Below are 24,755 nucleotides of genomic sequence, written 5' to 3'. Positions count from 1 at the left end.
CGATATAGCATTAAGGTAATAACCATGATGCTGCCACTACCTTAACGTAAACAATCGAAGCAAATCAGTCTGTGTTTTTTTCATTAGAAGATGAAAAAATCGCATCAAAAATAATGGATGATTGGCGCAACTTTTCAAGGGCGTCCCTTAATGGAGAGAATACGTCATTATCCTCAGGAAAAGCACCATACTCTTGCCAACATTCGGCAAGTTGATTCGCATCTAGCGTAACAGGGAGGAAAAAGTTACCTTTTCCGCGATCATCAAATCCCATTTTTATGAGTTGATCACGGTATTCTTGGGTAATGCCATTAGTATAAGCGTTGAGTTTTTTTTGCCCGCCAAAATAGCCAGCGTTCATTTTAAACATCAAACCAAATTCTGCTTGTTCTATCCCTGTATTTGTTATTATAGCCAAATAATAATCATTCTCTTCGCACTCAGTAAAATGAGTTTCAAACCAATATTTCCAACTATCAACTTCTGTTTCCCAATTTTTTGGGGAAAGCCAGCATGATTCTTTTTGTTCAAATTTGGCCTCACCAACCCAGCCATTGTCTTTTAAAAAATGATCAATGCATTTATCAAAACCTTTCCAGAAAGCAGGGTCAACCTGATTCTCAAATACAACAACAGCTTCATTAAACATTTTTAACTGTGACAGAATCATAGCACCGGCCTGACGCTCTTTCTCATTGTATAGGGTCATATATTTTCCTTTTCTTAAAATTTTCGCATACGTTCAAGAAAACAAAAAGCGGCATGAGCTGCCACTATTCTTGTAGGTGAAATATCGTTGGTTGTAACAGTATGTTGATAATATTCTTTCATCATCGCTTCCAGATTTGCCGCAAGATAACGCCATGAAAGGCAAGAGATATGGTCGTTGTTATCTGCCCTCAATGTTAATGATTCTTTCCCATGAGGAGTTAAAAAGACCACGGCCCAAGGGCGTTCTCCCGCCCGTTTTTCAGCATCCAAACAATAACGTTCAATTTGTTTATCTTGTTCAGCTGCGTCAATTTTCACCTCTATCAATAAGAAAAAATTACCAGCATCGATTTCAATATCAACACGATTAGCACTGTCTCCACAGGGATTGGTTTCAACCTGCACACGGCAATAACGATGAAAGTCGACAGGAAAAATCGCTTTTTGGGATGTACGTATTATTTGTAGTAGTGCCTTTAGTGGTAAATCGCCAAAGCCATGAGTACCCTGAGGATCTAGTAACCATGCAAGAACAGAAGTATTGCGAACTTCTTTACGTTTAAGCCCTGCAACCTCCCATGGATCGAAAAAGAGTGAACGATTTCGCACCGCTTTAAGTGGTTCCGAAAGATTGCTAAAAAAATTAGCCAATTGGTCTACATCAATATTAATTGATTCTTTCTTATTCTCGCTAATATTCACAACGCCTTGTGGCCATTGTTGAAAAAAGGTTGATAACCTATCAGCAAGAGTTACGTATTGTTGTTCCATCACTGAATCCAGCTTAATTTTATCAGTAAAATCCATTATATTTGAAATTCGGGTTAAGTAACTTAATCATGAGTTCAGCAATACACCGCCGTCACGATATTGAATAGCCATTTATTAAAAAATGGCTATTTTCAACATTATTTAATCCTGCCTGTCGCCCGCGCGTAAGCAAACAGCCCGCCGGCAGAGACAATATTGGCCAGTTCACCAATCGGATCAGTTTGATATTTCTCACCATTTTTCAGCAGCATCACGGTCTGGTTTTCGATATCAATCTCAATACTGTCCCCCGTCACTAATTTGTCACACAAACGCTCTTGCCCTGCCACGGGCAATAACTGCCCGGTTGATACGCAATTGCGGAAGAATATACGGGCATAAGATTGAGCCAGAACCGCTTTCACTCCGGAAGCCCCTAATGCCGCCACCGCGTGCTCACGCGACGATCCACAACCAAAATTCTGTCCTGCCACGATGATCGGATATTTCGCTTTCCCCTCATTTTCATCAATGAAAGGCAGTGAGCTTTCCGGCAATCCACACATCGCCAACGAAGCCAATTGGGCATAGCCTTCCGGCGTGGAAGGATTCACTTTGAGGTATTCGGCTGAGAGGATCTGGTCAGTATCAATATTGTCGGCCAATACATACACCTCACCCCGAATGATATTTTCCTTTACCCCACTCATAAAAACTCCTCAGGATTGGTTATTTGACCGGTAATCGCAGCGGCGGCAACCGAATAAGGGGAAGCAAGATAAATATTGGCGCGTTTATGCCCCATTCTGCCGACAAAATTGCGATTGGTGGTGGATATCACGGATATCGGATCATTGACCCGCCCAAACGTATCCGGCGGCCCTCCGCAACAGGCGGCACATCCAGATTCAGAGGAAAGTTTCACGCCCGCATCACTTAAAATCTGGTAGACAGAAACGCCCTCAATTTGCGTCGTAATCGTGTTATGGAAAACTTCTTTGGTGGCCGGCACGGCATAAGTCGGAATAGCCACTTTATGCCCTTTGATAATCCGGGCGGCCGCCACAAAATCCGCCAGCTTGCCCCCGGTACAAGAGCCAATATAGGCTTGGGATATGGCAACATTAGCCACCTGATCAATAGAAACAACATTGTCCGGTGAATGAGGTTTGGCAATCTTCGGTTGCATCGCGGAAACATCAATCGTTAATACCCGGCTATATTGCGCATCTTCGTCCGGGTAAACAATGTCAAACGGGAGAGCGTTTCGTTCTGCCAGATAATCCAGCGTTGCCTGATTGGGAACCATAATGCCGTTTTTGGCACCACATTCAACGACCATATTGCAAATCGTCATGCGCTCTTCTACCGATAACTCATCGATGACATTACCGCCGAACTCGATGGCCTGATAAGTGGCGCCATCAACGGTTAATTCTGACAATACAGATAAAATCATGTCCTTGGCCAAAACATGGGCGGGCTTGGTGCCGGTAAAATTGATCCGAATGGTCGTTGGCACCTTAAGCGGAATTTCTCCCGTCCCTAACGCATAAGCGGCATCCGTAATCCCCAGCCCGATGGCGAATGCACCAAACGCCCCCGCAGTCACCGTATGAGAATCGGTGCCCAATAACACTTCGCCGGGGCGGGTATGCCCCCCTTCTGCCAGCCCGATATGGCACACCCCTTTATAATTGGGGGTCCCGACATCATAGAAATATTTGATGTTCTGTTCAGCGGCAAATTCACGCATGACCCGAATGTTTTGATTAGCTTGTGAGTCGGCCGAATAGACAAAATGGTCCGGGATTAAAATAAAGCGTTCAGGGTCCCATATCTTCGCATCCTGCCCGAACTCCTTTTTAAATACGCTGGCGACACCCGGTGTGCAGGGATCGTGGGACATGAGAATATTCACTTTCGCCCAAACCACTTCCCCCGGAGTCACGTGTTGACGCCCACTTGCCCGTGCAAGAATTTTTTGTGTCATCGTTTGGTTCATCTTACATGGCCTCCAAAAAGTAAAAACAGACTCAACAGATGGTCATCCTAACAAGATTACGGCTCCTTAACGTAGGGAAATACCCTGCTTGTATTCACTGTTTCCAGTATGGGACAGTTGTCCACAAAATGGGAATATGTGATATGTTATAGGGCAGTTCCCACGCGTAAATCATCAGGTTATTGCATGAATAATATTGAGAATCTTACCTCGATGGTGGTCTTTGCCCGTGTCGTCGAGACATTGAGTTTTACCGAAGCGGCAAAATCGTTAAGGCTGTCTAAATCTTCCATCAGCCGCGAGATTGCACAGTTGGAAGTCAGATTAGGCACTCAATTGCTCAACCGTACTACACGCAAGATTCAAGTGACAGAAGTCGGGATGAGTTATTACCAATACTGCCACCGCATCCTGACCGAAGCCCAACATGCTGAACATTTTATCCGTCATTTCCATGAAGCGCCAATGGGCAGTTTGCGCTTGATTGCCCCGGTCTCCTTTGGCAGCCAGTGTATTGTTCCCGCCCTCAATAGCTTTATTGCCGGCAATATTCATATCAGCGTTGATCTGGAACTGACCGACAGAACCCTTAATATGGACGAAGATCAATGCGATATTGCGATCATCATCGGGCGCGAAACGCCCCAATATCCGCTTGTCATGCCTTTAATTGATATCACTTGGGGGCTTTACGCCACCCCTGACTATATAAGTCAATTTGCGCCCATAGAGAAACCCGAAGATCTCCCCCGTTACGATTACCTGCTATTCCGTGGCCCCGCCCATACGATTTCCCTGCCGTTCCGCAAGGAAAGAAATAAGCTGGATATCGAAGTTCGCAGCCGGTTTCGCATCAATAACAGCGTGGCGTTAATGAGTTCCGCTCTGGCCGGGGCGGGTATTGCCTATCTGCCCGACTATGTTACCCATGAAGCGGTAGCAGAGGGAAAATTAATCCGGCTCCTGCCGGAATGGAGCATGGATATCTATCAGGCTTGGATACTGTTTAAATCAGAAAGTACCCTGTCTTCGCGCGTGCAACAATTTGCAGGCTCGTTACAGCGCAAGCTAAGACAGAATCTGGAGAGCGGAAAAAAAGCGTAACGACGGGATTAATGCGGGTACAACCGTACCCGCTAAGAATCTAATAGTAGTTGCCGTGACGATAATCCCAAGTTGTGAAAATATCAGACATCAGCGCCATAATTTTATTGACATCCAATCCCTTGCGAATCAATACCGGACACGGGCTAATATCGCGCTGACCCTGTTGCAGGGGGACCAATTTACCCTTCTCATCGACCATTGACACCATCACACCTTGTTCGTAACGGGTTTGCTCCGTTTCATTTGGTTGGATAGATTTAACATAGTCATTGGCGCAAATAATCAGGTCAGCCCGCTCTTCTATTCTCTCACCGATACATTCGACCAATCCACGATTTCCCTTACCTGATGGATTCGCTGAACTGGCAAAAGAGAACTTGCCATATTTTTCCCACAGTTCTTTAGCCAAGATTTCGCCGGGCTTGCCAAATTTAATCACAAAACAGCTTGTACCACGCTGATCCATCATCAGTTCTTTAGAACCATCATCAGGGATACGGGCGATGGCTTCTTCTTTCCACGGCAAAATACAACCTAACAGGATATCTTCATCCCAATGTTTTTGATAAAGTTCTTCAATTTCCGCGTTAAGTTGAGCCAGCTCTTTCAATTGTTCCAACGATCCACATAAAACAACACCCGGCTTGTTGCGATTGCGCTGTTTAGCTTCAAATTTGCGCTCCAGACCTTGCGCATCCGATGTCATGATAATGTAGCCCACTTTGGTTGGGCAGACGATCATGCCGCCGTCATTTGAGAGGATCTCTACCGCTTCCTGCTGCACCCCATGGTTCCATTGAATTTTTTTGCTGCTCATCTTGCTACTCCTTACTGGAAACGGAAGAATTATTAATCAATTAACGCTGGTAATAACCGGTAATAGACGCTGTTGCCAAGGTATTGGCTTGGATCATAAAACGTGCAATCGCATTGGTTGTTTCAGCATCGATGCCCAGTTTTTCTACCGACAAGGCATGTACAGTGAAAATATAGCGATGGGCTTTATCGCCCACGGGTGGGCAAACGCCACAGAAGCCAAACTGGCCGTAATCATTTCTGCTTTGGATCGTACCGGCCGGCAATTTGCTGCCATCGCTTTGCCCTGCGTTTGCAGGTAAGGCGTGTGTTTCGACGGGGATATCAAACGCGACCCAGTGCCAGAAACCGCTGCCGGTTGGTGCATCCGGATCATAGACCGTTATCGCAAAACTTTGCGTTCCGGCCGGCGCTTCTGCCCAAGCAAGTTCGGGGGAACGGTTATCACCATTGCCACCAAATTGATTAAACTCATGCTCTTTTTGCAAGAAATCATGATGGTTAAATTCAATTGAACGGATAATCATGCTTGTGTCCCCATTAGATGCCTTTTGCAACATCCTAACGCAGATTTTCTGTGCCGCAAGATCAAGCCATGATTTTGCCTGATTGTTTCAATTTAGGAACAATAAGTGAGTCACTGGATATTTTCAGGATAAAAATTAAATCAATCTTAATAACATGAATTAGCCACTATATTTAACGCAATAGTTTATAAAAATAATTATTTAACCCGTCAACTCACGCACTTATTAATGCTTCATTAAAACAGAAAATTACGAATGCAGTGCGGAATGTCGGTTTAACTAAATGGCATGGCACAAATTGCTTGTCAGTTAACTCCTGTCTATTTATTACTTGAATTTCATGTAATTGTTAAATTAAATTAAATATGGGTTTAAGTGTTGTGGAGGAATGTTAAATAGCTCATCTGGCAACAACGTCTGTGACCCCCACCCACTTAAAATTCATCATTAGCTGGGTGAAGACAAAACAATATTCAAAGTAAGGGCAGATGCTCAAAATAGATCAGCAGAGGATATCCTGACCATATGCAAGAACTACATAACTATTGGGGAGAATTTCTGGGACTGGCAGCAATTCATTTTTTAGCCGTTGTGGCACCAGGCCCAGATTTTGCAGTAACGATACGACAAAGTGTGACGTATGGCCGTTTAGCTGGAATATGTACGGCAATAGGTATTGGCGCGGGGATATCAGTACATGTCATCTATACACTGGTGGGAATTAGCGCATTAATGCATACCACCCCGTGGTTGATGGAAATCGCAAAGCTAGTCGGTGCCATTTATATTATATGGCTTGGTATCAAATTTATTAGAAGTAAACCTGTCAATCTGGATACTTTAGAGAATGAAGGAACGATTCAAGCCTCGCAGAATAAATGGAAAGCATTCCTGATGGGATTTATGACGAATGCTCTTAACCCTAAGGCAACATTATTCTTTTTGGCAGTATTCACAACCGTGGTGAGTAGTCATACACCGACTCTGATACAGGTCTTTTACGGCGTGTGGATGTGTATAGTGAATGCTGTATGGTTTGTATTGGTGAGTTTCATTTTTTCAAATGTATTGATTCGTAATAAGTTCATGCAGAAAGGATATTGGTTTGAGCGGGTAATGGGGATCGTGCTGATCAGTTTTGCTGTGCGGTTGTTATTTATATCTGTATAAGTTTCTCCAAGGGGTTTGCAACAAACTCCCAGTGTCAATATACCGTTATTCTGTCATAGACAAATAGATTACTGTCGTGAGCAAGAAATTAAGGTGACCACTTAAACGGTCACCTTTAAATTAAATGGTAATGTCACGGAAACAAAGTATTACAACGCATCAGCGACTGCATTAACTTGTCGCGTCATACTGTCCAAACCACCACCGGACAAATACCAGAGATCAGATTGCAGATAAACTATTTTGCCGTTTTTATAGGCATTGGTTGATTTGACTTGATCATTTTCAAACTGATCTTTTTCCAACTTACCCGCACCAATCGCTTCGCTACGATCGATAATAAAAATCACATCAGGATTGGCTTGTGCAATCATCTCTGCCGTCACAGCCCGACTTTTATTTTCATCCGGTTTAGCCGGCAATACCGCACGAGGTGCTTTAATCACGTTGTAAACAATCGCCTGATTATTGGGATAGAGTTCCCCTGCGTTGTGCAGTAATACCAATACCTTGCTGTTCGCTGCCTGCGCTTTTTCCTGCGCGGATGCAATCGTTTTTTCCAAATCAGCCAATTGGGCTTTCACCCTATCCTGCTTATTGAACACTTCTCCCAACAATTTAAGATGACTGTCAACGGATGACAGGTAATTTTTATTGTCCGTACTTAAATTAATGGTGGGGGCTATTTTTGACAGATGATCATAAGAAGCTCCCTGGCGTCCGGTAATGACAATCAAATCGGGCTTGATTTCCGCTAATTTTGCCAAATTCGGCTCTTTCATTCCCCCGGCATCGTGCATCGTTGCAGGCACGCTATTACGCACATACTCAGGTAAGTTACTGATAGGTAGTGCAATCACGCGATCAGATAACCCCAGTTTCACCATCGAATCGTAAGTGCCGAAATCGAACAAAACAACCCGTTGTGGGTTCTTTTTCACCTGAGTTTCACCGGAAAGATGTTTTATCGTGACATAATCACCAGACTGAGCGGTAACTGAATTTGGCGTAAATAATTCGGATGATTGACTAAATGCAGAGTAACTGGTCACAGAAAGCAATGATGCAATAACCATTGGCAGGATTTTTTTCATTGTTACACCTAAATTGAACCTATGGGTAAAAGGTGACCTGCATTCTAGGTGGCAACATGAATATGTCAACAAAATAAGAATCAATTTCATATTGATTCTTATTTGCTTTATTGAATGGATATACTCGTCGTGCTTCAGGACGCATTTATAGGTATATAGCGTGATTTACTTAATCGAATTCATAAGACTAATGCGCTGTTGTTCTAATTTACTGGCTTTACTACACACTTCCGTTTTTAAGCGCTTTAACTCTTGTTCCTGCTTTTTCCATTCAGTATCAAAACCATTCTGCATGCCGCCCAGCCCGCCGAGGAGAGACATTAACATCTGTTTACCGTCACCATTTTGATCACTGTTTTTACGGCTCATTTCATTAATACTATCTTGCAAAATCCCACCCAGACTTTGTTCAATAAGTTTCCGGCCTTCTGGCTCTACCTGTTTGACTGCCTGAGCATTGAATGCAAAACCATTGGCGCGGGTTTCAATCACTTTATCGATTTGCTTATTGAGGCCTGTTTCCAATTGAGAGAGACGGTTACGGATATGACTTTCCTTACCCATCGTTTCGACAACCACTTTATCCAGCGCTTGGCGTGCACTCGCCAAATGGCTCAGCGCCTCTTTCTTCACCCAGGGCAAATCCTGGCGAACTGTTTGTTGATATTGCAGGGCCTTGTTACGTTGTTCTGTACTCAGCGATAACGCCTTGCCATCCCGTGTTATGGAACCATCAGGCAATATTTTCAGATTTCCATTCGCCCCTGTGATCTGGACAGCGTTTGGCGTAACAATAATGTCATCATTAAACGTCACATGACATTCAGATTTCGCCTGTGCCTGAGTCATCATGACTTGAGACGCAAATAACAATGATGCAGCAATCGTGATCCTGCGTAACATACGTTCTCCTGATTTCTTTTGCGTATTTTTTACGTAACAATGCCTTATCAGCACAGATAAGGTCAAAAAATAGAGCGCCCAATACGCCCGGCTAATTTTTCCAGTGCGGCACAACCTGCCAGTGAGTTGCCGGATTTATCCAGTTCAGGTGACCATACCGCCACCGTGAATTCTCCCGGAACGACACAGATAATGCCACCACCAACCCCTGATTTTCCCGGCATACCGATCCTGAAAGCAAACTCGCCAGAACCATCGTACATACCGCACGTCAACATCAGCGCATTAATCTGGCGAGTTTGTCGCAGGCTCAAAATTTGTTGGCCGGAACCTATCATACGTCCTTGGTTGGCTAAATAAATAAAACATTGGGCCAATTCAACACAACTCATTTCCAAGGCACAATATTGGAAGTAGGTTTGCAGGACGGTAATCACATCATTGTCAAAATTACCGAATGATTTCATCAGGTAAGCTATCGCAGCATTGCGGCTGGAATGCTCCATTTCTGAACGGGCAACGATATCATCATAGTAGATATTTTTCTGCCCAGTCAGGCTGCGAACAAATTCCAACATTCTGTGTTTCGGCGCACTCAGCCGAGATTGCAGCATATCGCAAATAATCAATGCCCCAGCATTAATAAAGGGGTTACGGGGAATTCCCTTTTCCAACTCCAACTGTACCAATGAGTTAAACGGCTGCCCCGAAGGTTCTGTACTCACTCGCTGCCAGATATCCTCTTCCTTATAACGTGTCATCGCTAAGGTTAAGCTCAACACTTTAGAAATCGATTGGATAGAGAAACGTTTTTCTGCATCTCCCGCTTTAAAAACCTGCCCATCTACCGTACAAATGGCCATCGCCAAATTATTTGCCGGAACTTCCGCCAGAGCAGGAATGTAATCTGCTACTTTTCCTTGGCCAATCAAAGGGCGTACTTCTTCTAAGATATCTGCCAATAACGAATTAGAGAACCTTACCTTCACCACTTTTTCTCCAGACAAACAGGGACTCCCAAGGAGCCCCTGCATACCGCGCTATTTTGATGTCATACGCTTCTTTTTATGCAACAGCGAATCAATCCCACCACACATCAAATAGTTTTGATGTGATAACGTCTTCCATACCGCGATCTTTCAGCCAATGCTCAACCAATTGACGGTGCTCTTCAGTACATTTGCCAATTTTTTGCAAACAGACAATGCCTTCCCATTGCAAATAACCGCTGGCATCCAGCGCAAGGCCATTTGGCTCGATCAGCTCTTCAATCAGGGCATCAACCGTGCTATCAACCACCTCAACGGCGGTATCAGCCGGAAAATTCCACTTTACTGAAAAACCCAATTCCTGAAACTCATCAATACGCAATTTTTTACGCAGACGACGACTACGGTTTTTAGCCATTATTTTACCCTCTCAAACATTAGATCCCATACGCCATGACCTAACCGCTGGCCACGCTTCTCAAATTTTGTGACCGGACGCGAATCAGGACGTGGCACATAATCACCGTTTTCTGACAAGTTGCGATATCCTTCCGCTGCGCTCATCACTTCCAGCATATGCTCTGCATATGGCTGCCAGTCGGTTGCCATATGGAAGATACCACCGATTTTCAGCTTACTTTTAATCAATTGAACAAATTCAGGCTGCACAATTCTGCGTTTGTTATGACGGGCTTTATGCCACGGATCGGGGAAGAAAAGCTGAACCATTTCCAGGCTCTGATCAGGGATCATATTGTTCAATACTTCGATGGCATCATGGCACATCACTCGCAGATTAGTGAGATTTTCATCTTCTGCGGATGCCAAACACGCCCCGACTCCCGGCGCATGAACTTCAATGCCAAAAAAGTTTTTCTCTGGATTTGCGCTGGCCATTGTGACTAATGAGGCACCCATACCAAAACCGATTTCCAGCACAACAGGCGCTTCACGGCCAAACAGCGCCGCCATACTGGACATTTCGGCCTGATAGTCCACTCCCATCTTCGGCCACACATTATCAAGCGCTTGCTGCTGGCGACTGGTTAACCGTCCCTGCCGACGTACAAAACTGCGGACACGGCGCAACGCCCTGCCATTTTCATCATATTCCGGTGAAATTACGTTATTTATCATGGTACTTTCTGTCAGTTTTAAAGACATTTGCTCAGGCGACCGGGACTTTATATACCACAGGATTGCCCAAAGAGAGCGCAATTATGCAAAGATGGCTGAGTTTATCAAGTTCAGTGCCCATAAGCACAACTTTAATGTTATGTTTGCGTAACGCTTCGAAATAAAGTTCGGGTTTACACTGAGGTTACACTATGCTGCAATCCCGTCCACGTAACAATGACCCGATATAAAGACAATTATTCTAATGATGGAAGCTGAGCAATTTTCACACGCGGTACTTGAGTGGTATCACCGCTATGGCCGCAAAACCCTGCCGTGGCAGTTGGAAAAAACATCCTATCACGTCTGGCTTTCAGAGGTGATGCTGCAACAAACCCAAGTTGCAACGGTCATTCCCTATTTCCAAAAATTTATTTCCCGTTTTCCCGACGTGACCTCTTTGGCGACGGCACCACTGGATGAAGTTCTCCATTTATGGACGGGATTGGGATATTACGCCCGCGCCCGCAATTTGCATAAAGCCGCCCAACAGGTTGTGACGTCACACAACGGCAAATTTCCGACCACATTTGATGATGTTGTTGCCCTGCCCGGTGTGGGACGTTCAACCGCCGGCGCCATTCTTTCACTCTCTCAGGGCAAGCATTTCCCTATTCTTGACGGTAACGTGAAACGTGTTTTGGCTCGCTGCTACGCTGTTGATGGCTGGCCGGGGAAAAAAGAGGTGGAAAACCAGTTATGGGACATCAGCACACGCGTAACGCCCAAACAAGGTGTCGAATATTTTAATCAGGCGATGATGGACTTGGGTGCCATGGTCTGCACCCGCAGCAAACCCAAATGTGAGATTTGCCCACTTAATGCAGGTTGTATCGCTTATGCCAACCACAGTTGGGCAAATTATCCGGGTAAAAAACCGAAACAGAGCATCCCGGAAAAAACCGCTTACTTTTTATTAATGCAACATGGTGATAAGGTTTGGCTGGAACAGCGCCCGCTTTCTGGGATTTGGGGCGGTTTATTTGCTTTCCCGCAATTTGCTGATCAGGCATCACTGGAACAATGGCTGAAAAGTTCAGGCATTACCCACAGTAAACTTGAACAATTAACCGCATTTCGCCACACATTCAGTCATTTTCATTTAGATATCGTTCCTATTAGAATCGATATCTTATCTTTTGATTCCTGCATGGATGAAAATAAAGGACTTTGGTATAACTTACGCCAGCCAGCAACCATTGGATTGGCAGCTCCCGTTGAATACCTTTTGCAACAATTGGCTTAATTTGCCGACTATTTTGAGGATGAATTATGAGCAGAACTATTTTTTGTACTTTTTTACAACGAGAAGCCGAAGGCCAGGATTTTCAACTCTATCCGGGAGAATTGGGCAAGCGGATTTTCAATGAGATTTCAAAAGAAGCATGGCAACAATGGATGAGTAAACAAACCATGCTGATTAATGAAAAAAAACTCAATACCATGAATCCAGATGATCGCAAGCTGCTTGAGCAAGAAATGGTAAAATTCCTGTTTGAAGGGCATGACATTCAAATCGACGGTTATACACCACCGGAACAATAATATTTACGACTCGATTGGCATAATAAGAGCCATTTTGTATGGCTCTACACATTCTAAACATTGATGAAACCCCAATATCTAACAGCATTAATATCCAACGGCATTGTAAAATGAAAAGACTGCTGGCTCTGATCCTCCTCGCTCCACTTTTAATTTCTTGTTCTAGCAAAAAAGACGTTGAATACAACGAAGAATATATAAAAGACACCAATGGTTTCGATATTTTGATGGGGCAATTTGCCCACAACATTGAAAATATCTGGGGGTTGCAGGAAGTTTTAATCGCAGGCCCAAAAGATTACGTTAAATACACGGATCAATATAAAACTCGCAGCCATATCAATTTTGAGACGGGAAATATCACGATTGAAACCCTTTCTCCGATTGAACCCACGGAACATTTACGCAAAGCGATCGTGACAACTTTACTGATGGGAGATGATCCTGGCACTCTCGATCTTTATTCTGACGCCAACGATATCCAGATCAGCAAAGAACCCTTTCTCTATGGGCAGGTTTTAGATAATAGTGGTGAACCCATTCGCTGGGAGTGGCGCGCACGTCATTTTGCCAATTATCTGATCCAGAATAAATTGCAAAAACGCCAATCGGGGTTACACGTTATTTGGTCAGTCACCATGCAGTTGGTACCTAACCATTTGGATAAACGCGCCCATAAATACCTTCCTATCGTGCGCAAAGCCGCGATCAAATATGGCGTTGATGAATCCCTGATCCTTGCCATCATGCAGACTGAATCCAGTTTTAATCCTTATGCTGTCAGTCGCTCTGATGCCTTGGGGCTTATGCAGGTCATGCAGCACACCGCCGGGCGAGATGTTTTCAAAATGCAAGGAAAGTCAGGCCAGCCGAGTCGCAGCTATCTCTTTGATCCTGAGAACAACGTGGATGCCGGTACAGCCTATCTATCGATATTACAAAATACCTATTTAGGCGAAATCAAAAATGCGACCTCACGTCGGTATGCCATTATCACGGCTTACAATGGCGGTGCTGGCAGTGTATTGCGCGTATTCTCCGGTGACAGAAAGAAAGCGGTTCAAATCATCAACGCAATGGCACCCGGTGATGTTTATGAAACGTTGACCAATAAACATCCTTCTGCTGAATCACGTCGCTATTTAATAAAGGTGAACAATGCACAGAAAAGCTATCGCAGGTAGTTGATAACAAATCCGTTGATAGTGAGGAAATAACCGATGGAGAGGTGATTGCCTCTCCATTTTGTTTAGATTTATAGCTTATTGTGTGATTTAAGAGCATATAAATAAATTTATGCAGAAAGTGTTTGACGGATTGGGTTGAATACGGTTTAATGCGCCCCGTTAGCCCGGATAGCTCAGTCGGTAGAGCAGGGGATTGAAAATCCCCGTGTCGGTGGTTCGATTCCGCCTCCGGGCACCAAGTTTCAAAGCGGGCTTGTCAAAGATTGTTAAATTTCCTGACAAATGCGTAAAAAATAAACAATAGTTAATAAAATGTTAAGCCTAATTAGTCGAATTTGCGCACTATTATGGTTAATAAAGACATTTAAAACAAGATTTCAGGATAACTGTTTTTGCAGTTGTCCTTTTATCGTTGAAGGTAATGATTTCAGTAATTGATTCTGATGTCAAGTAAGGTGAAAACTTCACTGGATGCGGGATCAGATATTAACACTTTTTTCCATCCCATCAATTTTGATACAGGGCAGTTCACACTTCCTCCTTTCCAAACTGAGATCCGCCCTGATTTTTTTACTTTACTTCAACTGCCTACTCGGAAAGATCGGTATACAGCCCCAGTTCCCGCGCCAGCGTTTTACCAACAACTTCCATGTCGAGATCAATGTATTCCATGGTTGTCGCGACATTACGATGCCCCAGTAATCTTTTCACCATCGGCAGGTTACGATCCGGTGCCTTCATCAGTTTCGTTGCCATGGTATGGCGAAAACGGTGTGGTGATACCGCAAAATCACACTCTCTGGACAGCCTGCGGAAAAAAGAGCGGAGCTGCTGTTTTTCCCTATTGATATCATATTGATAACGGGAGAGACGGCTTTGATACTGAACACTCAGCCGACTGAGATCAAAGACCGGATCGTCATCCCCGGCTTCTGAGGCTTTAGCCCGCTCAACCAACTGGGCTAACCGGGGTTTGAGTGGCGGGATAATCGGAACCTTCCATTCACTGTGATTCTTACTGCCTTCAAGACGTAACTCAATTTCATTGCTGTCCAGATCAATATCCCGTAACCGCAGGTGCAGCAACTGATTCTGGCGCATTCCCGTAAATCTCAATGTATCCAGCACCACCATCCAGTACCATGTCGGATACAGGGCACAACGTCCTCCCCGTGGTACGCCCTGTTTCTTTTCCTCTTCGGCATATTGTTCCATCAGCAAGTTAATGCGATTCATCTGAGAATCACTCAGTATCTTCTTCTTTTTATTCTCTTTTTTTACGACCGCATCATTAAACGGATTCTGGGTATGCGGCAGCAATTTCCGCTCTATTCCAAAATTAAAGATGGCCCGCAGATGCGCAACTTTGTTGTTCCAGGTATAACTGGACTGTTTTTTCTCTATGAGAAGATGACGCCGCCACTGAAGCACATCACGATGTGTGACATTTTCAGGCAGCCCCGTTTCACCGATAAATCGGATAAAGACACGTGTAACTTTGCGATAACTCCACTCTGTCGCTGGTCTCAGCATATGTGAAAAAAAGTACTCTTCCAATAACGCATCCCAACTGATTTTTTCTTCTGTGTGTAACATATTATTTTTCCCTCAAATCATCACACCTTCATACCGTTTCCTGTCCAGAAATCGTTTCAGGCAACAAAAATACAAATAAGAATAACAATATGAATTATTCGCTTTTAAATGATGAACCTATGTTATCTTCAGTGCCAATGCTTTCTTTATCCCGTACAGGCCATTTGATCAGTTTTGCATCGGGATGGTCATTTTTCCCATCAGGTTGTGAGGAAGATTCATCATGTAATTGAAATAATGACAATAATGTCCGGGCATCATCCGAAGTATCCTGAACCGGGCTTTTCACTTCGCTTGGCGGAGAAACAGACTGGATTTTCGAACCTGAAATGAATTCAGTAGAAGAGGCAATTTCCCGTGCGGGAGACGGAGAGTCACCTTTTTTTATCAACGGAGAGCACACCTGTGCGGCAGCCTCCTGAAGCAGGGTATCTGTCAATGGCACTGGCGATGACTGACCGCTGACAGCGTGAATCAGGCAATGCCACGCTTCCGGCACCGAAACCAGCCAAATCATACTATCTTCGGGTAACAGGCCTGCCGCTAACAGGGCATCCTGCGGCACACGAGACACATTTTCGGATGCCCTGAACCGGAAACGGTAATTCCGATCAGGTACAAATACTCCCGGTAACCAACGTTGGCCATCGTCCAGCTCACCTTCCAGCTCCTGCAATAACGGCAGGTGGTAAAACAATGCCGACCAGAACACCACCGCCTGCCACAGCAGGCTCTGGGTAGCCTGCGTTTCCGGTGCCGCTCCCGGCGGCAACAGATGCCCTTTTGCCAGTCTCACCGAATAAGTGGTAAATTTCAGTGTGAGGTCGATAAATCCCCCGCTGCCCGACCAGTCGCCTTCCCGTGTTGCGGGCACCTGCTGGACACGGCTGAGCAACTGCCTGACCGGTGTCAGGTAAAAACGCTGATACAGCCCGTCGGGCAAGGCACTGTTTTCCCACAGCTGCCGGAGACACTGCCGGCGCAGGGACGTGGCCAGTAACTCATCGGCCGACTGCGGCCGGAAATAGCCCCGGCTGTCTTTCGGCGGGGGAGGCGATTTGGCTTGTGGCGCTGTCTGACGGGTAAAATGGGATTTAAAACGGTTAAACATCGCTTTTCCTCTCTGGTTCAAATTTGGCCCAGTGTCGGTGAATCCCGGCCTGAAACAAGGAAAAACTCTTTCTGCGATAATGAAAATTAATCTGACCCGATTCACCCCGTGTTTGACTTACCGGATCACCTTAATTTTCTTCATAACATCAATCGATTAACCAATTTTAAATGCAAAAAAGCGCCCCGAAAGGCGCAAAAGTGAAAAAGAATTCAGGCCGCGGTTTGCGGTTGGCAGGACTGCAAACGCTGCGACCAGTTACCCAGATAATGGGCCGGCGTGTAACGTGAACGCCGTTGGCCATTATCATCTAACGCATCCCCGATGGTCACCTGTGCCGGTATCCCCGTCAGGGACAGCTGGATATAGGCCATCACTGCGGCCAGCGGGTCAATATCGATGACCGATACCCACAGGCAGCATAACGGGTCATGCCCCTGCTCCCGCAGCTCTTCGGCCGCAGCCAGTGTCATACAACCCGAACCGCAGGCGGGTTCGTGTAACGTCACAAAGGGTTTTTCCTGCAACAGCACGGAGGCATCCTGAAACTGCATTTTCGCCATCATTCTGGCCACCTCCCAGGGAATGAAAAACTGCTGAAGGTGCTTATCCCCGAGCTCCAGTAACATAAACACCCTGCCCAGAAAATCACACGGTTCCTGGGCTAACCCCAATACCATCTGGGAAAACAACTGCACAATCCGGTCAACGTCGTTCCGGTCATACTTTTTGATGGTTTTCAGGTAGAACTGTTCAAGCTCGTCACTGTAACAATACTTGTTGTGGATGGCCGCCATCGCACAGTAACAAAAGTCCCGAAAGACCTGATAACGGGAATGACCGCGGGCCGTCCGCTTAAACAGGGTAATAAAGGTGTTTTGATAATCGGTCCGAGAAGACATGATGTGTTTTCCTTGCCTGAAAATAAGGGGAAAACACATCCCGAAAGGGGAAGGTGTTTTCCCCTTTCGGTTGAAGTGAACAATCAATTTTGAATGGATAAAGTCACTGTGGATTACTGCCCGGCCGCGATAGCCGGCACCGGCAGGTTAGCATTCGCTTTTTCACTGTTGACCAGATAGAGCGCCGGGCGGTTTTCCCGTCCTGACAACCCGCTGCCGCTGTCCACATGCTCACCCTGGTCATAACAGTCATAGCCTTTAAGACCGTTGACCGGTTCGCTGTACCAGTGGCGGATCTCACAGTCAAAAATGGCCGACAGCGCGCCCATCAGTTCGGCGGCAGGCGGCACCCAGGGCGAGTCAAAACTCACCGTCAGGCTGCTGACATGCCGGCGTGCCCAGTGAACACGATGGCCAAACGGCCATTCAAAGCCGTATTGTTGAGTATAGAACTGTGCCGGAGTGGCAACCCCTTTCAGCAATCCGCTGTTGCCGTTAATCTCGGTGGCCAGCCGGGTCGGCATGATCATCAGCATATCGCAGGGCTGGGTCGATTCCGGAGAATCGTTCAGCCTGTCCCAGCATTCACCGATATTGATCGCCTCTGACCAGCCGGCCATCCCGAACCAGTCGGCATACTGCCGGGTCAGGATGCGGGCAATGATAACACGCGCCGGCTCAGGCACACTGTCCCAGCGCATCAGGCTGATAGCAGACTGGCGGTACAGGCTGTCGATCAGTTTGATATTGTTACTGCTGAGCGGCACGTTGTCCTGCAACAACTTCAGCCACTGTTCAAAGGCCAGATTATGGGCCGTCGGTGCCGCCGTTCCGCGGATTAACTCCGGGTAAGGCGTGTAGGTTTGCGGTTTTGTCGGCTTAAATATCCCCGCACACCCTGCCAGAAACAGACGCCGGCTTTGCAACACTGCCTGGCGGTAACCGGGGAGCTCCTCACCACAGACCCACTGCTGCATCACATCAATGCACACGGATTTGCCGGTGATTTCCAGTTGGTTTGTACACCATTCTGCCATGTTAATGTTCCTCATGTTTAAAACTGTTCAGATAAAACAGGGGAACCGCGCCATCAGGGGCACGGTTCCCCCGATGGGTAGTGAAAAAAGCGAGTGTTAACCGATATCCCGCAACAGATCCTCAAGACTGCCGTGATAAAAAAACACGTGCCATTCATCCTGAATGCGCAGATAAGGAGTACGGGACGACACCGTATTGCCGTCCAGACGGGTTAAATCATATTTGTCGACCAGCCCGTTAATCGCCTCAAAAGGACGGATACCGTTTATCCGCAGAGACTCCGCAGTGTCGGTTTCACACAAGGCGGTATCATTCAGGCTGAGACCAAAATGGCGTTTCAGTAAACAGGCGGCAATCACCTGCCAGACCGTGAATTGCAGGGGTTCCATGAAGACGTTTTCCTTAAAAAATTACGCTTTCACGGCAGTACCGTGCCGGAGAATATCGTTCACCTCACTGCATTGCCGGTAACGGGATGACACCAGATGCAGCGACAATAAATGCGCTTTCTGCCACAACATACGGGCATCCGGGTAATTCTCCCAGCCCTGTTCGGCAACCGCAGCATGGCACAACCGCTGCCGCTGCCTTTCCAGTGACAGGCGTTCCGACGCCAGTGTGACCGGCTGCGCCCAGACAATACCGGCATCAAACCGCCCGCCGAGCACTTTCCGTCCATGACGGTCATAAATCATGACGGTCTGGGGAATAAAACCGGATAATCCGCCATCCTGCACGGGCCAGTCATCTGCCAGATGCCGCGTTTCCAATTTCTGCACCGCTTCCGTGATCGTGGGCGCTGCGCAAATGGTCAGTGTCCTTTCCCGTTGATACGTCCCCGGTGCCGGGTAATCCATCAGGCCCATGACCTGAGCCGTAAAAACAGGGTGATGTGATGCCACGCCGGTATCATCCGGTACCGGTAAAAATATCGGGTTCATGGTGATTTCCTTGAGTGATTAAGTGAATGTCAGATAAAGAAAACACCCGCCCGATACCGGGAAGGTGTTTTTGCTTCCCCGGTCAGGCGCTTAAGAAAAACAGAAAAACGACAGCATTAATGGACTGAGTGATCAGTGATAATAGGTGTGCGCTGTTCGTCATGATAAAGTGAAAAGCCCGTCATGCCCCCTTTAATCCCAATGCCGCACGGATAGACTGAGTCTGCGGATGTTGCAACGCGTATTCCCGCAGGTCACAAAACCGCTCAGCAACCTCATCCTGCTTCATCAGCGCGGTCAGGTAACCCAATACAGTCAGGGTCACTATCAACCCAAAGGTATCCGCTGACACTTCACCTTCAAAGTGCGTGATATCGACGTTGACAGTATACGTATCAGCACGGGTGGGCACCGCATAGGCGATTTTGTCTGAGATTTTCCGGCACCGCCATTGATCACTGCGATAATCCTCACAGAGCGTAGCAGCGGCTTTAATCACTGTGTGTTCCAGCAGCATTAATTCCAGCGGACTGGTACGCGGAAAGACGTCCGCGAAAGGGAACAATTCAGACGCCGGTGTGGATGGCGCCGTTGGCATGGTTGCGTTTTGTTGCATGATGTACTCCGGATAAAACAACGGAGAACACCCCGCCAGACAGGAAAGGTGTTCCCCGTCTGGGTGACTGGCATATTGGCCAGCATGGATGAAGAAACCGGCATCTTCAGCGCCGACGATATCGGCGGCCAAAGGTGCGCAGAGTTTCTGCCTTGATTTAACGTCAATAAAAAACACCCGCCCAACTGACGGGAAGATGTTTTCAGCTCCCCGGTCAGGCGCTTACAGAGAAAATGTCAGCATAACAGGCTGACGAATTAATGATTTTTGTTATTTTGACTGCCGATAAAAAACGCACTGACCACCTCGTCAGAAACATGGGTATCCAGCGCCGTTTTTATCAGTGCGGCTTCCGCGTGTTGCGACGCATGTTTCCGCAATTGCCCGAAGCGGTGGGCATCCTCATTCGGGGTATCCACTGCGGCAATACGGACAAACACCGCCATCGTCACCGCCAGCCCGAATGCTTCCGCCGAAAGCGTGACATGCAGTTGCTGGTCAGGCAGCCACACGGGATACGTTTCCCGTTGGGTCGGCACCAGAAAGCTTAAGCCTTCTGACACCCTGCGGCTCTCCCAGTGTTCGGGGCGATAAACCCGGCAAAACCTGGAGGCCGTATTGGCCAGTAGAAATCCCAGAAACAGCCGCTCCAGCGGAGTTCTGTCGGGAAAGGTGGCTGACAGCGAGAGCGTGTCAAGCAGAATAAACTCATCGTTTGGCATCGTGGTGAACTCCTTAAAAAAAGACGGAGAACACCTGCCCGACGGGAAAGGTTCCCCGTCCGGGTGAATGGCCGCATGGCCATCAATGATTAAGAAACCTTCATCGTAATTAAACTTAACGATATCTGCTTCCAAAGGTGCGCAGATGTACCACACATCGGTGTACTCCCTTGCAGGCTACAGGAGTGTTGTTGTCGCTGCCCGAAGGTGATCCTCACAAGCGACCGGATCATTAATAAGCCTTATCACGCTAATAAACGGAAATCATAAGGTCAATACGTAATTCTTTTTCCGGCAGGGAAAAATAACGTTATTCCGTTTCATTATTCTGATAGTAAACCTGCCGGATATAACGCCCCCGCCCATCTCCATGCCCCAAATCCATCGACACCAGCGCCAGCGATTCCCGCTCACTGAAGCCCTGTGCTTTGTAATGTTCCCCGGATTGCTGTGCAAAATGGTAACGCATACTGTGCGGCGCTTGCTTACCCACCAGTCCGGCACTTCTGACCACGTAACGGTAACGATCTATCGCCTGATGGATCGTCGGCTTATCAATTAATCTGCCGCTGCGTTCTGCCTTTGCACGCTCCGCATAGTTAATGGCGTGGTACAACGCGGCACGGTCGAGTATGACCGTCTGCCTCGGCCGTCCACCTTTGGTGCCAAACACTATCCGCACGGAGGTATGGCCATTTTCCAGCGCTTTTTTCCAGGTCGCTAAGGACTTATAGGCTTCCACGGCTTCTTTGGTACGCAACCCCAGCACATACGCCAGTTGCATCACCGCAGCCACGCCCCGGTCTTTTTGCTCGACCTGCTGAAAAATTTCATTGAATGCTGTCGGTATCAGCGCAGCCTTCGTGCCCTTGCGGCTCGCATTCACAATACCCAGTGCCCGATTGCTCAGACGAGGATTATCCAGTGCCGCCAGCTTGTGTTTTCCGGCCTGCGCCAAAATAGCTCTCAATGCAGACATTTCATTTTGCAGAGTCCGATGATTGACATGGCTGGCCTTACGCTCGGCAATATAGCGCTCAATATATTTCGCTTTAAGGCTGTCCATCTGCCGGAGCTTAATGCCCTTATTTTTCAAATAATCCAGAAACTGCCGGGCAATCCGCTCACGATCCGCGACCGTGACAAAACTCCCGCTCGCCTTTCGGGCATGCGTAATAAATTCTTTTCTGAACAACTCAACCTTTGAACGTGTCGATTTCTGCGCCATCCGCGCCTCTCCTGTCACTTTACCGCTGTTTTTATTCATTTTTAACTGTTCCCTGCGTGTCGGTTCAGGTTCACCGTTCCGTGGTGCGTCAGATAATGTGTAGCAGGGCGAGGTTATGTTGAGTTATTGCAGGAGCTCGCGGCGTGCTCAGCACGGCGATGACATGCTCCCCGTTCAGTGCCTGATAAGTGTCAGGATGAACGCCTCATTATCTTGACATGGTGTCATTTCTCCTTTTTTACGGTATCAGCCTGTTGCAAGGCAGTGGGTTGAAAACCAGACCGGACTCTCGTTCGTCAATCAAACAAGATGTCAGTCAATGGCATATTTTTCGTGGTTTCACTGGGTAATTCGTGGTTCAAATCGGTCGTAAAGGCAGGCCGGGCGTGTTCTGGACGTTAGCCGCCTGGCGGCGTCACTTGGTAATCGCTGACGCTGACACAAGTGACGCCGCGCAACGGTGGACGCTGAAATCATTAACGTTATCTGATCCTGCGGTGCAATCACCGTACAGGACTCAGGACGTTTATCGTGCGTGATTTAAAACGTGGGTTAATGTCATACATCATTCGGATCAAAGCAGAGAACGCTCTGCCCGTATTGCGTGATAAGCCGGTTGTTCATAACACCGGATAACTTTCATCGCCGGACGGTGGGTTATTTGTCTGACGATATCTGCTTCCAAAAGTGCGCAGATGTACCGCATTGCAATGCGCTCCCTTTCAGGCTACGGGAGCTTTGTTTCGCCATCTAATCGGTGATCCTTGCAGGCGATAAGATCACGGATAGTCACATTCAGATGATAGTGTTTGTATCAGGCAGGGTCAAATGTTCATTTTATAATATCTGACAAGCTGCTCTCACGGATAGAGAGTAAAGCGTATGCCGAGAATTCAACGCCAAAGTGCAACACAGCTCCCTTATTCTTTAATTTCTAGCGGGATCTTATATTTAATGCCTGTTACTTCCGACAAATCAACATCCTTTCCGGTAGTGCGAAAGATTTCTCTGCACCTTAGCTTAAACAGGTGTTGGCAATGCTCACACATGTCATTAACATTCGCCGGATTTTTGATGGCCTTGAGTGTCCTGACGGCGTATTTACCACACCGACACCGTACAACATAAATGGCACTGTTTTTATTGTTACCCCGTTGAGATAAAGGGCGGACACCCAAAACGGTCAATAAGCCATATTCATAGCCTTGGATTTGCATCAGTATTTTTATTAAATTTGGCTCTCTTTTAGTTAAACGCAAATCATACGTCGTTTTGTAAGGCAAAAAATAATGAGACAGTTTTTTATTTTTCTGGCCATTATCTTTTTTAGCGGTATCGTTTATCAATTTCTCTAATCCATTTTACAATACATTAAACGCTTTCTAATTTAACTATTTTCATTATTAATTCAATAACGAAAAAACTAAACTTAACCTGTAAGTGGAATCCAATAATAAGTGACGAAGCCTCAATGGGCTCGACCATTGAGGCTTCTATAAATTATCTACTACCAGAAACAAGGAAGTTAATGTAATAGAACATGAAAAGTATAGCGTTTTTAATATAAGTCACATTGAATGGAATGGCATTAAATAATTCCTTTTTTTGTGATATAGGTCATATCTGACAAAGCAAGGTAAGATGACCGGACGCTCACGTAAAAACAACTCAATTCTCACAAGGAGTGTATTCATGGATCTTCATTTTTCATCTCACTTTGCTGAATTGCCGGAATGTGTAATCAGTGGCAATATGCTCAATCAAATTGGTTTTTCGGCCGATGCACTGTTCCATATCGCACAATTTGCCAACGGCTTGATGCTTTCACTGATTGAGCCAAAAACCGAGCCGGATCTCGCCACATTGTTCCACAATACCGAAAACCACCCTTATCAAGGGATCGATTGGGTGCGCGAAAATGGCGAGCTTTATCTGGCGGGTGACTGGCTGACAGAAAGCGGCTTATTGGATCATCCTGTGACGCTGGAAACAGCCTATGGCTTGATCGTATTGCGCGCTGAACTGCCGGTAGTACTCGCCTGAAAAACAATTTCATTAGAAAATGATTAAACCGGATAACCTGCACAAGATTATCCGGAATTTCTACTCCACTACAGTGCCACGTAGCGTCATCTTTCCTAAACAGGCTAAAAAGGAAAACCCGGCTTTCAGACTGAGTCCTTCCTTTATACTCAAGCTTGATAATCTTCATATTCCCAGGCAAATACACGGGAAAGCTTTTGGGCTATTTCCATCCAGTCATCACCTTCGCACTGATCAATATAGTCTATGATAGTCTTTTGGATTTCATCCAGATCATATTTACGCACCAGAAGTGTGTGCCGCATTAATTCTGGCACCCATTGGTGTTTGCAAAGCCATTCGGGAGTGCATATTTGCACTCGAAAATAATCAGCACCTTCTTCATCATGAACACCAATTGACAACTCAATCCATAAAGAAAAATTATCATTTTCCGGAGGTGCAAATTCTTCTAGTAAAAAATGATCCGACCATAATGCTTTTAAATTCGCTTTCATTTGGTGACGTTTAAGTGACCATTACTGATCACATTTCCTGATTTATCGAATAATTGGAAGTTTGCCTGTACTCCAGTAACT

30 protein-coding genes and 1 tRNA gene are annotated in these 24,755 nt (G+C 46.3%); 8 read left to right on the top strand and 23 right to left on the bottom strand.

Going from position 1 to position 24,755, the window contains the following annotated elements:
* Positions 1 to 64: 64 nt before the first annotated feature.
* The 4 genes from XDD1_RS05315 to XDD1_RS05300 all read right to left on the bottom strand — a co-directional run bounded on the left by XDD1_RS05315 (position 65) and on the right by XDD1_RS05300 (position 3,466).
* The gene (locus XDD1_RS05315; RefSeq protein ID WP_045969357.1) at positions 65 to 709 is read right to left on the bottom strand and encodes a hypothetical protein; all 645 of its coding nucleotides are present in this window, start codon (positions 707 to 709) and stop codon (positions 65 to 67) included.
* Between the two features lie 14 nt (positions 710 to 723).
* Positions 724 to 1,518, bottom strand: a complete 795-nt coding sequence (locus XDD1_RS05310) for a PDDEXK-like family protein (protein WP_231854463.1) — start codon at positions 1,516 to 1,518, stop codon at positions 724 to 726.
* A 101-nt stretch (positions 1,519 to 1,619) separates the two neighbouring features.
* Positions 1,620 to 2,171: a LeuD/DmdB family oxidoreductase small subunit gene (locus tag XDD1_RS05305; RefSeq protein ID WP_045969356.1), complete on the bottom strand. Its 552-nt coding sequence runs from the start codon at positions 2,169 to 2,171 to the stop codon at positions 1,620 to 1,622.
* The gene (locus XDD1_RS05300; RefSeq protein ID WP_045969355.1) at positions 2,168 to 3,466 is read right to left on the bottom strand and encodes a 3-isopropylmalate dehydratase large subunit; all 1,299 of its coding nucleotides are present in this window, start codon (positions 3,464 to 3,466) and stop codon (positions 2,168 to 2,170) included. The genes XDD1_RS05305 and XDD1_RS05300 overlap by 4 nt, the downstream gene beginning before the upstream one ends.
* Positions 3,467 to 3,652: 186 nt before the next feature.
* Between XDD1_RS05300 and XDD1_RS05295 the strand changes: the two genes are divergently transcribed.
* Positions 3,653 to 4,570 (top strand): LysR family transcriptional regulator, encoded by a 918-nt coding sequence (locus tag XDD1_RS05295; RefSeq protein ID WP_045969354.1) that lies wholly within the window; start codon positions 3,653 to 3,655, stop codon positions 4,568 to 4,570.
* A 40-nt stretch (positions 4,571 to 4,610) separates the two neighbouring features.
* Here XDD1_RS05295 and XDD1_RS05290 read toward each other — a convergent pair whose 3' ends face one another.
* Positions 4,611 to 5,390: an L-threonylcarbamoyladenylate synthase gene (locus tag XDD1_RS05290; RefSeq protein WP_045969353.1), complete on the bottom strand. Its 780-nt coding sequence runs from the start codon at positions 5,388 to 5,390 to the stop codon at positions 4,611 to 4,613.
* Positions 5,391 to 5,430: 40 nt separating this feature from the next.
* Positions 5,431 to 5,916 (bottom strand): YbhB/YbcL family Raf kinase inhibitor-like protein, encoded by a 486-nt coding sequence (locus XDD1_RS05285; RefSeq protein ID WP_045969351.1) that lies wholly within the window; start codon positions 5,914 to 5,916, stop codon positions 5,431 to 5,433.
* Positions 5,917 to 6,441: 525 nt separating this feature from the next.
* On the opposite strand from XDD1_RS05285, the gene XDD1_RS05280 reads away from it, so the two are divergent.
* Entirely contained in the window at positions 6,442 to 7,086 is a 645-nt protein-coding gene (locus tag XDD1_RS05280; RefSeq protein WP_045969349.1) for a LysE family translocator, read from the top strand.
* A gap of 149 nt (positions 7,087 to 7,235) precedes the next feature.
* On the opposite strand, the gene XDD1_RS05275 is transcribed toward XDD1_RS05280, so the two are convergent.
* The 5 genes from XDD1_RS05275 to trmB form a co-directional block, all read right to left on the bottom strand.
* Positions 7,236 to 8,180, bottom strand: coding sequence for a siderophore ABC transporter substrate-binding protein (locus XDD1_RS05275; protein ID WP_045969348.1), 945 nt, complete (start codon positions 8,178 to 8,180; stop codon positions 7,236 to 7,238).
* A 165-nt stretch (positions 8,181 to 8,345) separates the two neighbouring features.
* Positions 8,346 to 9,083: a DUF2884 family protein gene (locus tag XDD1_RS05270; protein ID WP_045969346.1), complete on the bottom strand. Its 738-nt coding sequence runs from the start codon at positions 9,081 to 9,083 to the stop codon at positions 8,346 to 8,348.
* 62 nt (positions 9,084 to 9,145) lie between these two features.
* Positions 9,146 to 10,072 carry a glutaminase B gene (gene glsB, locus XDD1_RS05265; RefSeq protein WP_408068286.1) on the bottom strand — a complete coding sequence of 309 codons (927 nt, stop codon included), beginning with the start codon at positions 10,070 to 10,072 and terminating at the stop codon, positions 9,146 to 9,148.
* 91 nt (positions 10,073 to 10,163) lie between these two features.
* Positions 10,164 to 10,490, bottom strand: a complete 327-nt coding sequence (locus XDD1_RS05260; RefSeq protein WP_045969344.1) for a YggL family protein — start codon at positions 10,488 to 10,490, stop codon at positions 10,164 to 10,166.
* Complete coding sequence (gene trmB / locus XDD1_RS05255) at positions 10,490 to 11,209, bottom strand: tRNA (guanosine(46)-N7)-methyltransferase TrmB (RefSeq protein WP_045973347.1); 720 nt, start codon at positions 11,207 to 11,209, stop codon at positions 10,490 to 10,492. Before trmB ends, XDD1_RS05260 begins: the two co-directional genes overlap by 1 nt.
* Before the next feature lie 247 nt (positions 11,210 to 11,456).
* Here trmB and mutY point away from each other — a divergent pair, with 247 nt between their 5' ends.
* The 4 genes from mutY to XDD1_RS05235 all read left to right on the top strand — a co-directional run bounded on the left by mutY (position 11,457) and on the right by XDD1_RS05235 (position 14,218).
* The gene (mutY, locus tag XDD1_RS05250; RefSeq protein ID WP_197541016.1) at positions 11,457 to 12,494 is read left to right on the top strand and encodes an A/G-specific adenine glycosylase; all 1,038 of its coding nucleotides are present in this window, start codon (positions 11,457 to 11,459) and stop codon (positions 12,492 to 12,494) included.
* A gap of 26 nt (positions 12,495 to 12,520) precedes the next feature.
* The gene (locus tag XDD1_RS05245; protein ID WP_045969342.1) at positions 12,521 to 12,793 is read left to right on the top strand and encodes an oxidative damage protection protein; all 273 of its coding nucleotides are present in this window, start codon (positions 12,521 to 12,523) and stop codon (positions 12,791 to 12,793) included.
* Between the two features lie 110 nt (positions 12,794 to 12,903).
* The gene (gene mltC, locus XDD1_RS05240; RefSeq protein ID WP_045969340.1) at positions 12,904 to 13,977 is read left to right on the top strand and encodes a membrane-bound lytic murein transglycosylase MltC; all 1,074 of its coding nucleotides are present in this window, start codon (positions 12,904 to 12,906) and stop codon (positions 13,975 to 13,977) included.
* A 165-nt stretch (positions 13,978 to 14,142) separates the two neighbouring features.
* Positions 14,143 to 14,218: transfer RNA gene (locus XDD1_RS05235), tRNA-Phe, on the top strand.
* Between the two features lie 350 nt (positions 14,219 to 14,568).
* On the opposite strand, the gene XDD1_RS05230 is transcribed toward XDD1_RS05235, so the two are convergent.
* From XDD1_RS05230 to XDD1_RS05190, 9 genes are all read right to left on the bottom strand, one after another.
* Positions 14,569 to 15,576: a tyrosine-type recombinase/integrase gene (locus tag XDD1_RS05230; protein ID WP_045969338.1), complete on the bottom strand. Its 1,008-nt coding sequence runs from the start codon at positions 15,574 to 15,576 to the stop codon at positions 14,569 to 14,571.
* A 94-nt stretch (positions 15,577 to 15,670) separates the two neighbouring features.
* Positions 15,671 to 16,687, bottom strand: coding sequence for a TraI domain-containing protein (locus XDD1_RS05225; protein WP_045969336.1), 1,017 nt, complete (start codon positions 16,685 to 16,687; stop codon positions 15,671 to 15,673).
* A gap of 212 nt (positions 16,688 to 16,899) precedes the next feature.
* A complete protein-coding gene (locus tag XDD1_RS05220) occupies positions 16,900 to 17,589 on the bottom strand; it encodes an N-6 DNA methylase (RefSeq protein WP_045969334.1) in 690 nt (229 codons plus the stop codon).
* A gap of 113 nt (positions 17,590 to 17,702) precedes the next feature.
* Positions 17,703 to 18,626, bottom strand: coding sequence for a DUF1281 domain-containing protein (locus XDD1_RS05215; protein WP_045969332.1), 924 nt, complete (start codon positions 18,624 to 18,626; stop codon positions 17,703 to 17,705).
* A 96-nt stretch (positions 18,627 to 18,722) separates the two neighbouring features.
* On the bottom strand, positions 18,723 to 19,016 hold the full coding sequence (locus XDD1_RS05210) for a TA system toxin CbtA family protein (protein ID WP_045969331.1): 294 nt from the start codon (positions 19,014 to 19,016) through the stop codon (positions 18,723 to 18,725).
* A 21-nt stretch (positions 19,017 to 19,037) separates the two neighbouring features.
* Positions 19,038 to 19,568, bottom strand: a complete 531-nt coding sequence (locus tag XDD1_RS05205) for a hypothetical protein (protein WP_045969329.1) — start codon at positions 19,566 to 19,568, stop codon at positions 19,038 to 19,040.
* Positions 19,569 to 19,749: 181 nt separating this feature from the next.
* Positions 19,750 to 20,361: an antirestriction protein gene (locus tag XDD1_RS05200; protein ID WP_231854462.1), complete on the bottom strand. Its 612-nt coding sequence runs from the start codon at positions 20,359 to 20,361 to the stop codon at positions 19,750 to 19,752.
* An 80-nt stretch (positions 20,362 to 20,441) separates the two neighbouring features.
* Positions 20,442 to 21,062 carry an antirestriction protein gene (locus XDD1_RS05195; protein WP_231854461.1) on the bottom strand — a complete coding sequence of 207 codons (621 nt, stop codon included), beginning with the start codon at positions 21,060 to 21,062 and terminating at the stop codon, positions 20,442 to 20,444.
* Positions 21,063 to 21,216: 154 nt separating this feature from the next.
* Positions 21,217 to 22,134: an integrase domain-containing protein gene (locus XDD1_RS05190; protein ID WP_045973344.1), complete on the bottom strand. Its 918-nt coding sequence runs from the start codon at positions 22,132 to 22,134 to the stop codon at positions 21,217 to 21,219.
* Positions 22,135 to 22,487: 353 nt separating this feature from the next.
* On the opposite strand from XDD1_RS05190, the gene XDD1_RS19350 reads away from it, so the two are divergent.
* Complete coding sequence (locus XDD1_RS19350; protein ID WP_148885890.1) at positions 22,488 to 22,673, top strand: hypothetical protein; 186 nt, start codon at positions 22,488 to 22,490, stop codon at positions 22,671 to 22,673.
* A 35-nt stretch (positions 22,674 to 22,708) separates the two neighbouring features.
* On the opposite strand, the gene XDD1_RS20195 is transcribed toward XDD1_RS19350, so the two are convergent.
* Positions 22,709 to 22,840, bottom strand: coding sequence for a hypothetical protein (locus XDD1_RS20195; RefSeq protein WP_269450535.1), 132 nt, complete (start codon positions 22,838 to 22,840; stop codon positions 22,709 to 22,711).
* A gap of 214 nt (positions 22,841 to 23,054) precedes the next feature.
* The gene (locus XDD1_RS05185; protein ID WP_231854460.1) at positions 23,055 to 23,351 is read right to left on the bottom strand and encodes a hypothetical protein; all 297 of its coding nucleotides are present in this window, start codon (positions 23,349 to 23,351) and stop codon (positions 23,055 to 23,057) included.
* A gap of 475 nt (positions 23,352 to 23,826) precedes the next feature.
* On the opposite strand from XDD1_RS05185, the gene XDD1_RS05180 reads away from it, so the two are divergent.
* Positions 23,827 to 24,177: a SymE family type I addiction module toxin gene (locus XDD1_RS05180; RefSeq protein WP_045969328.1), complete on the top strand. Its 351-nt coding sequence runs from the start codon at positions 23,827 to 23,829 to the stop codon at positions 24,175 to 24,177.
* Positions 24,178 to 24,326: 149 nt separating this feature from the next.
* On the opposite strand, the gene XDD1_RS05175 is transcribed toward XDD1_RS05180, so the two are convergent.
* Positions 24,327 to 24,674, bottom strand: a complete 348-nt coding sequence (locus tag XDD1_RS05175) for an immunity 8 family protein (protein WP_045969326.1) — start codon at positions 24,672 to 24,674, stop codon at positions 24,327 to 24,329.
* Between the last annotated feature and the right edge of the window lie 81 nt (positions 24,675 to 24,755).

The sequence above is a fragment of the Xenorhabdus doucetiae genome, assembly GCF_000968195.1.
Taxonomy (GTDB): domain Bacteria; phylum Pseudomonadota; class Gammaproteobacteria; order Enterobacterales; family Enterobacteriaceae; genus Xenorhabdus; species Xenorhabdus doucetiae.
Note: the sequence above shows the minus strand (reverse complement) of the source record. Positions and strands in the feature narration are given on the sequence as shown.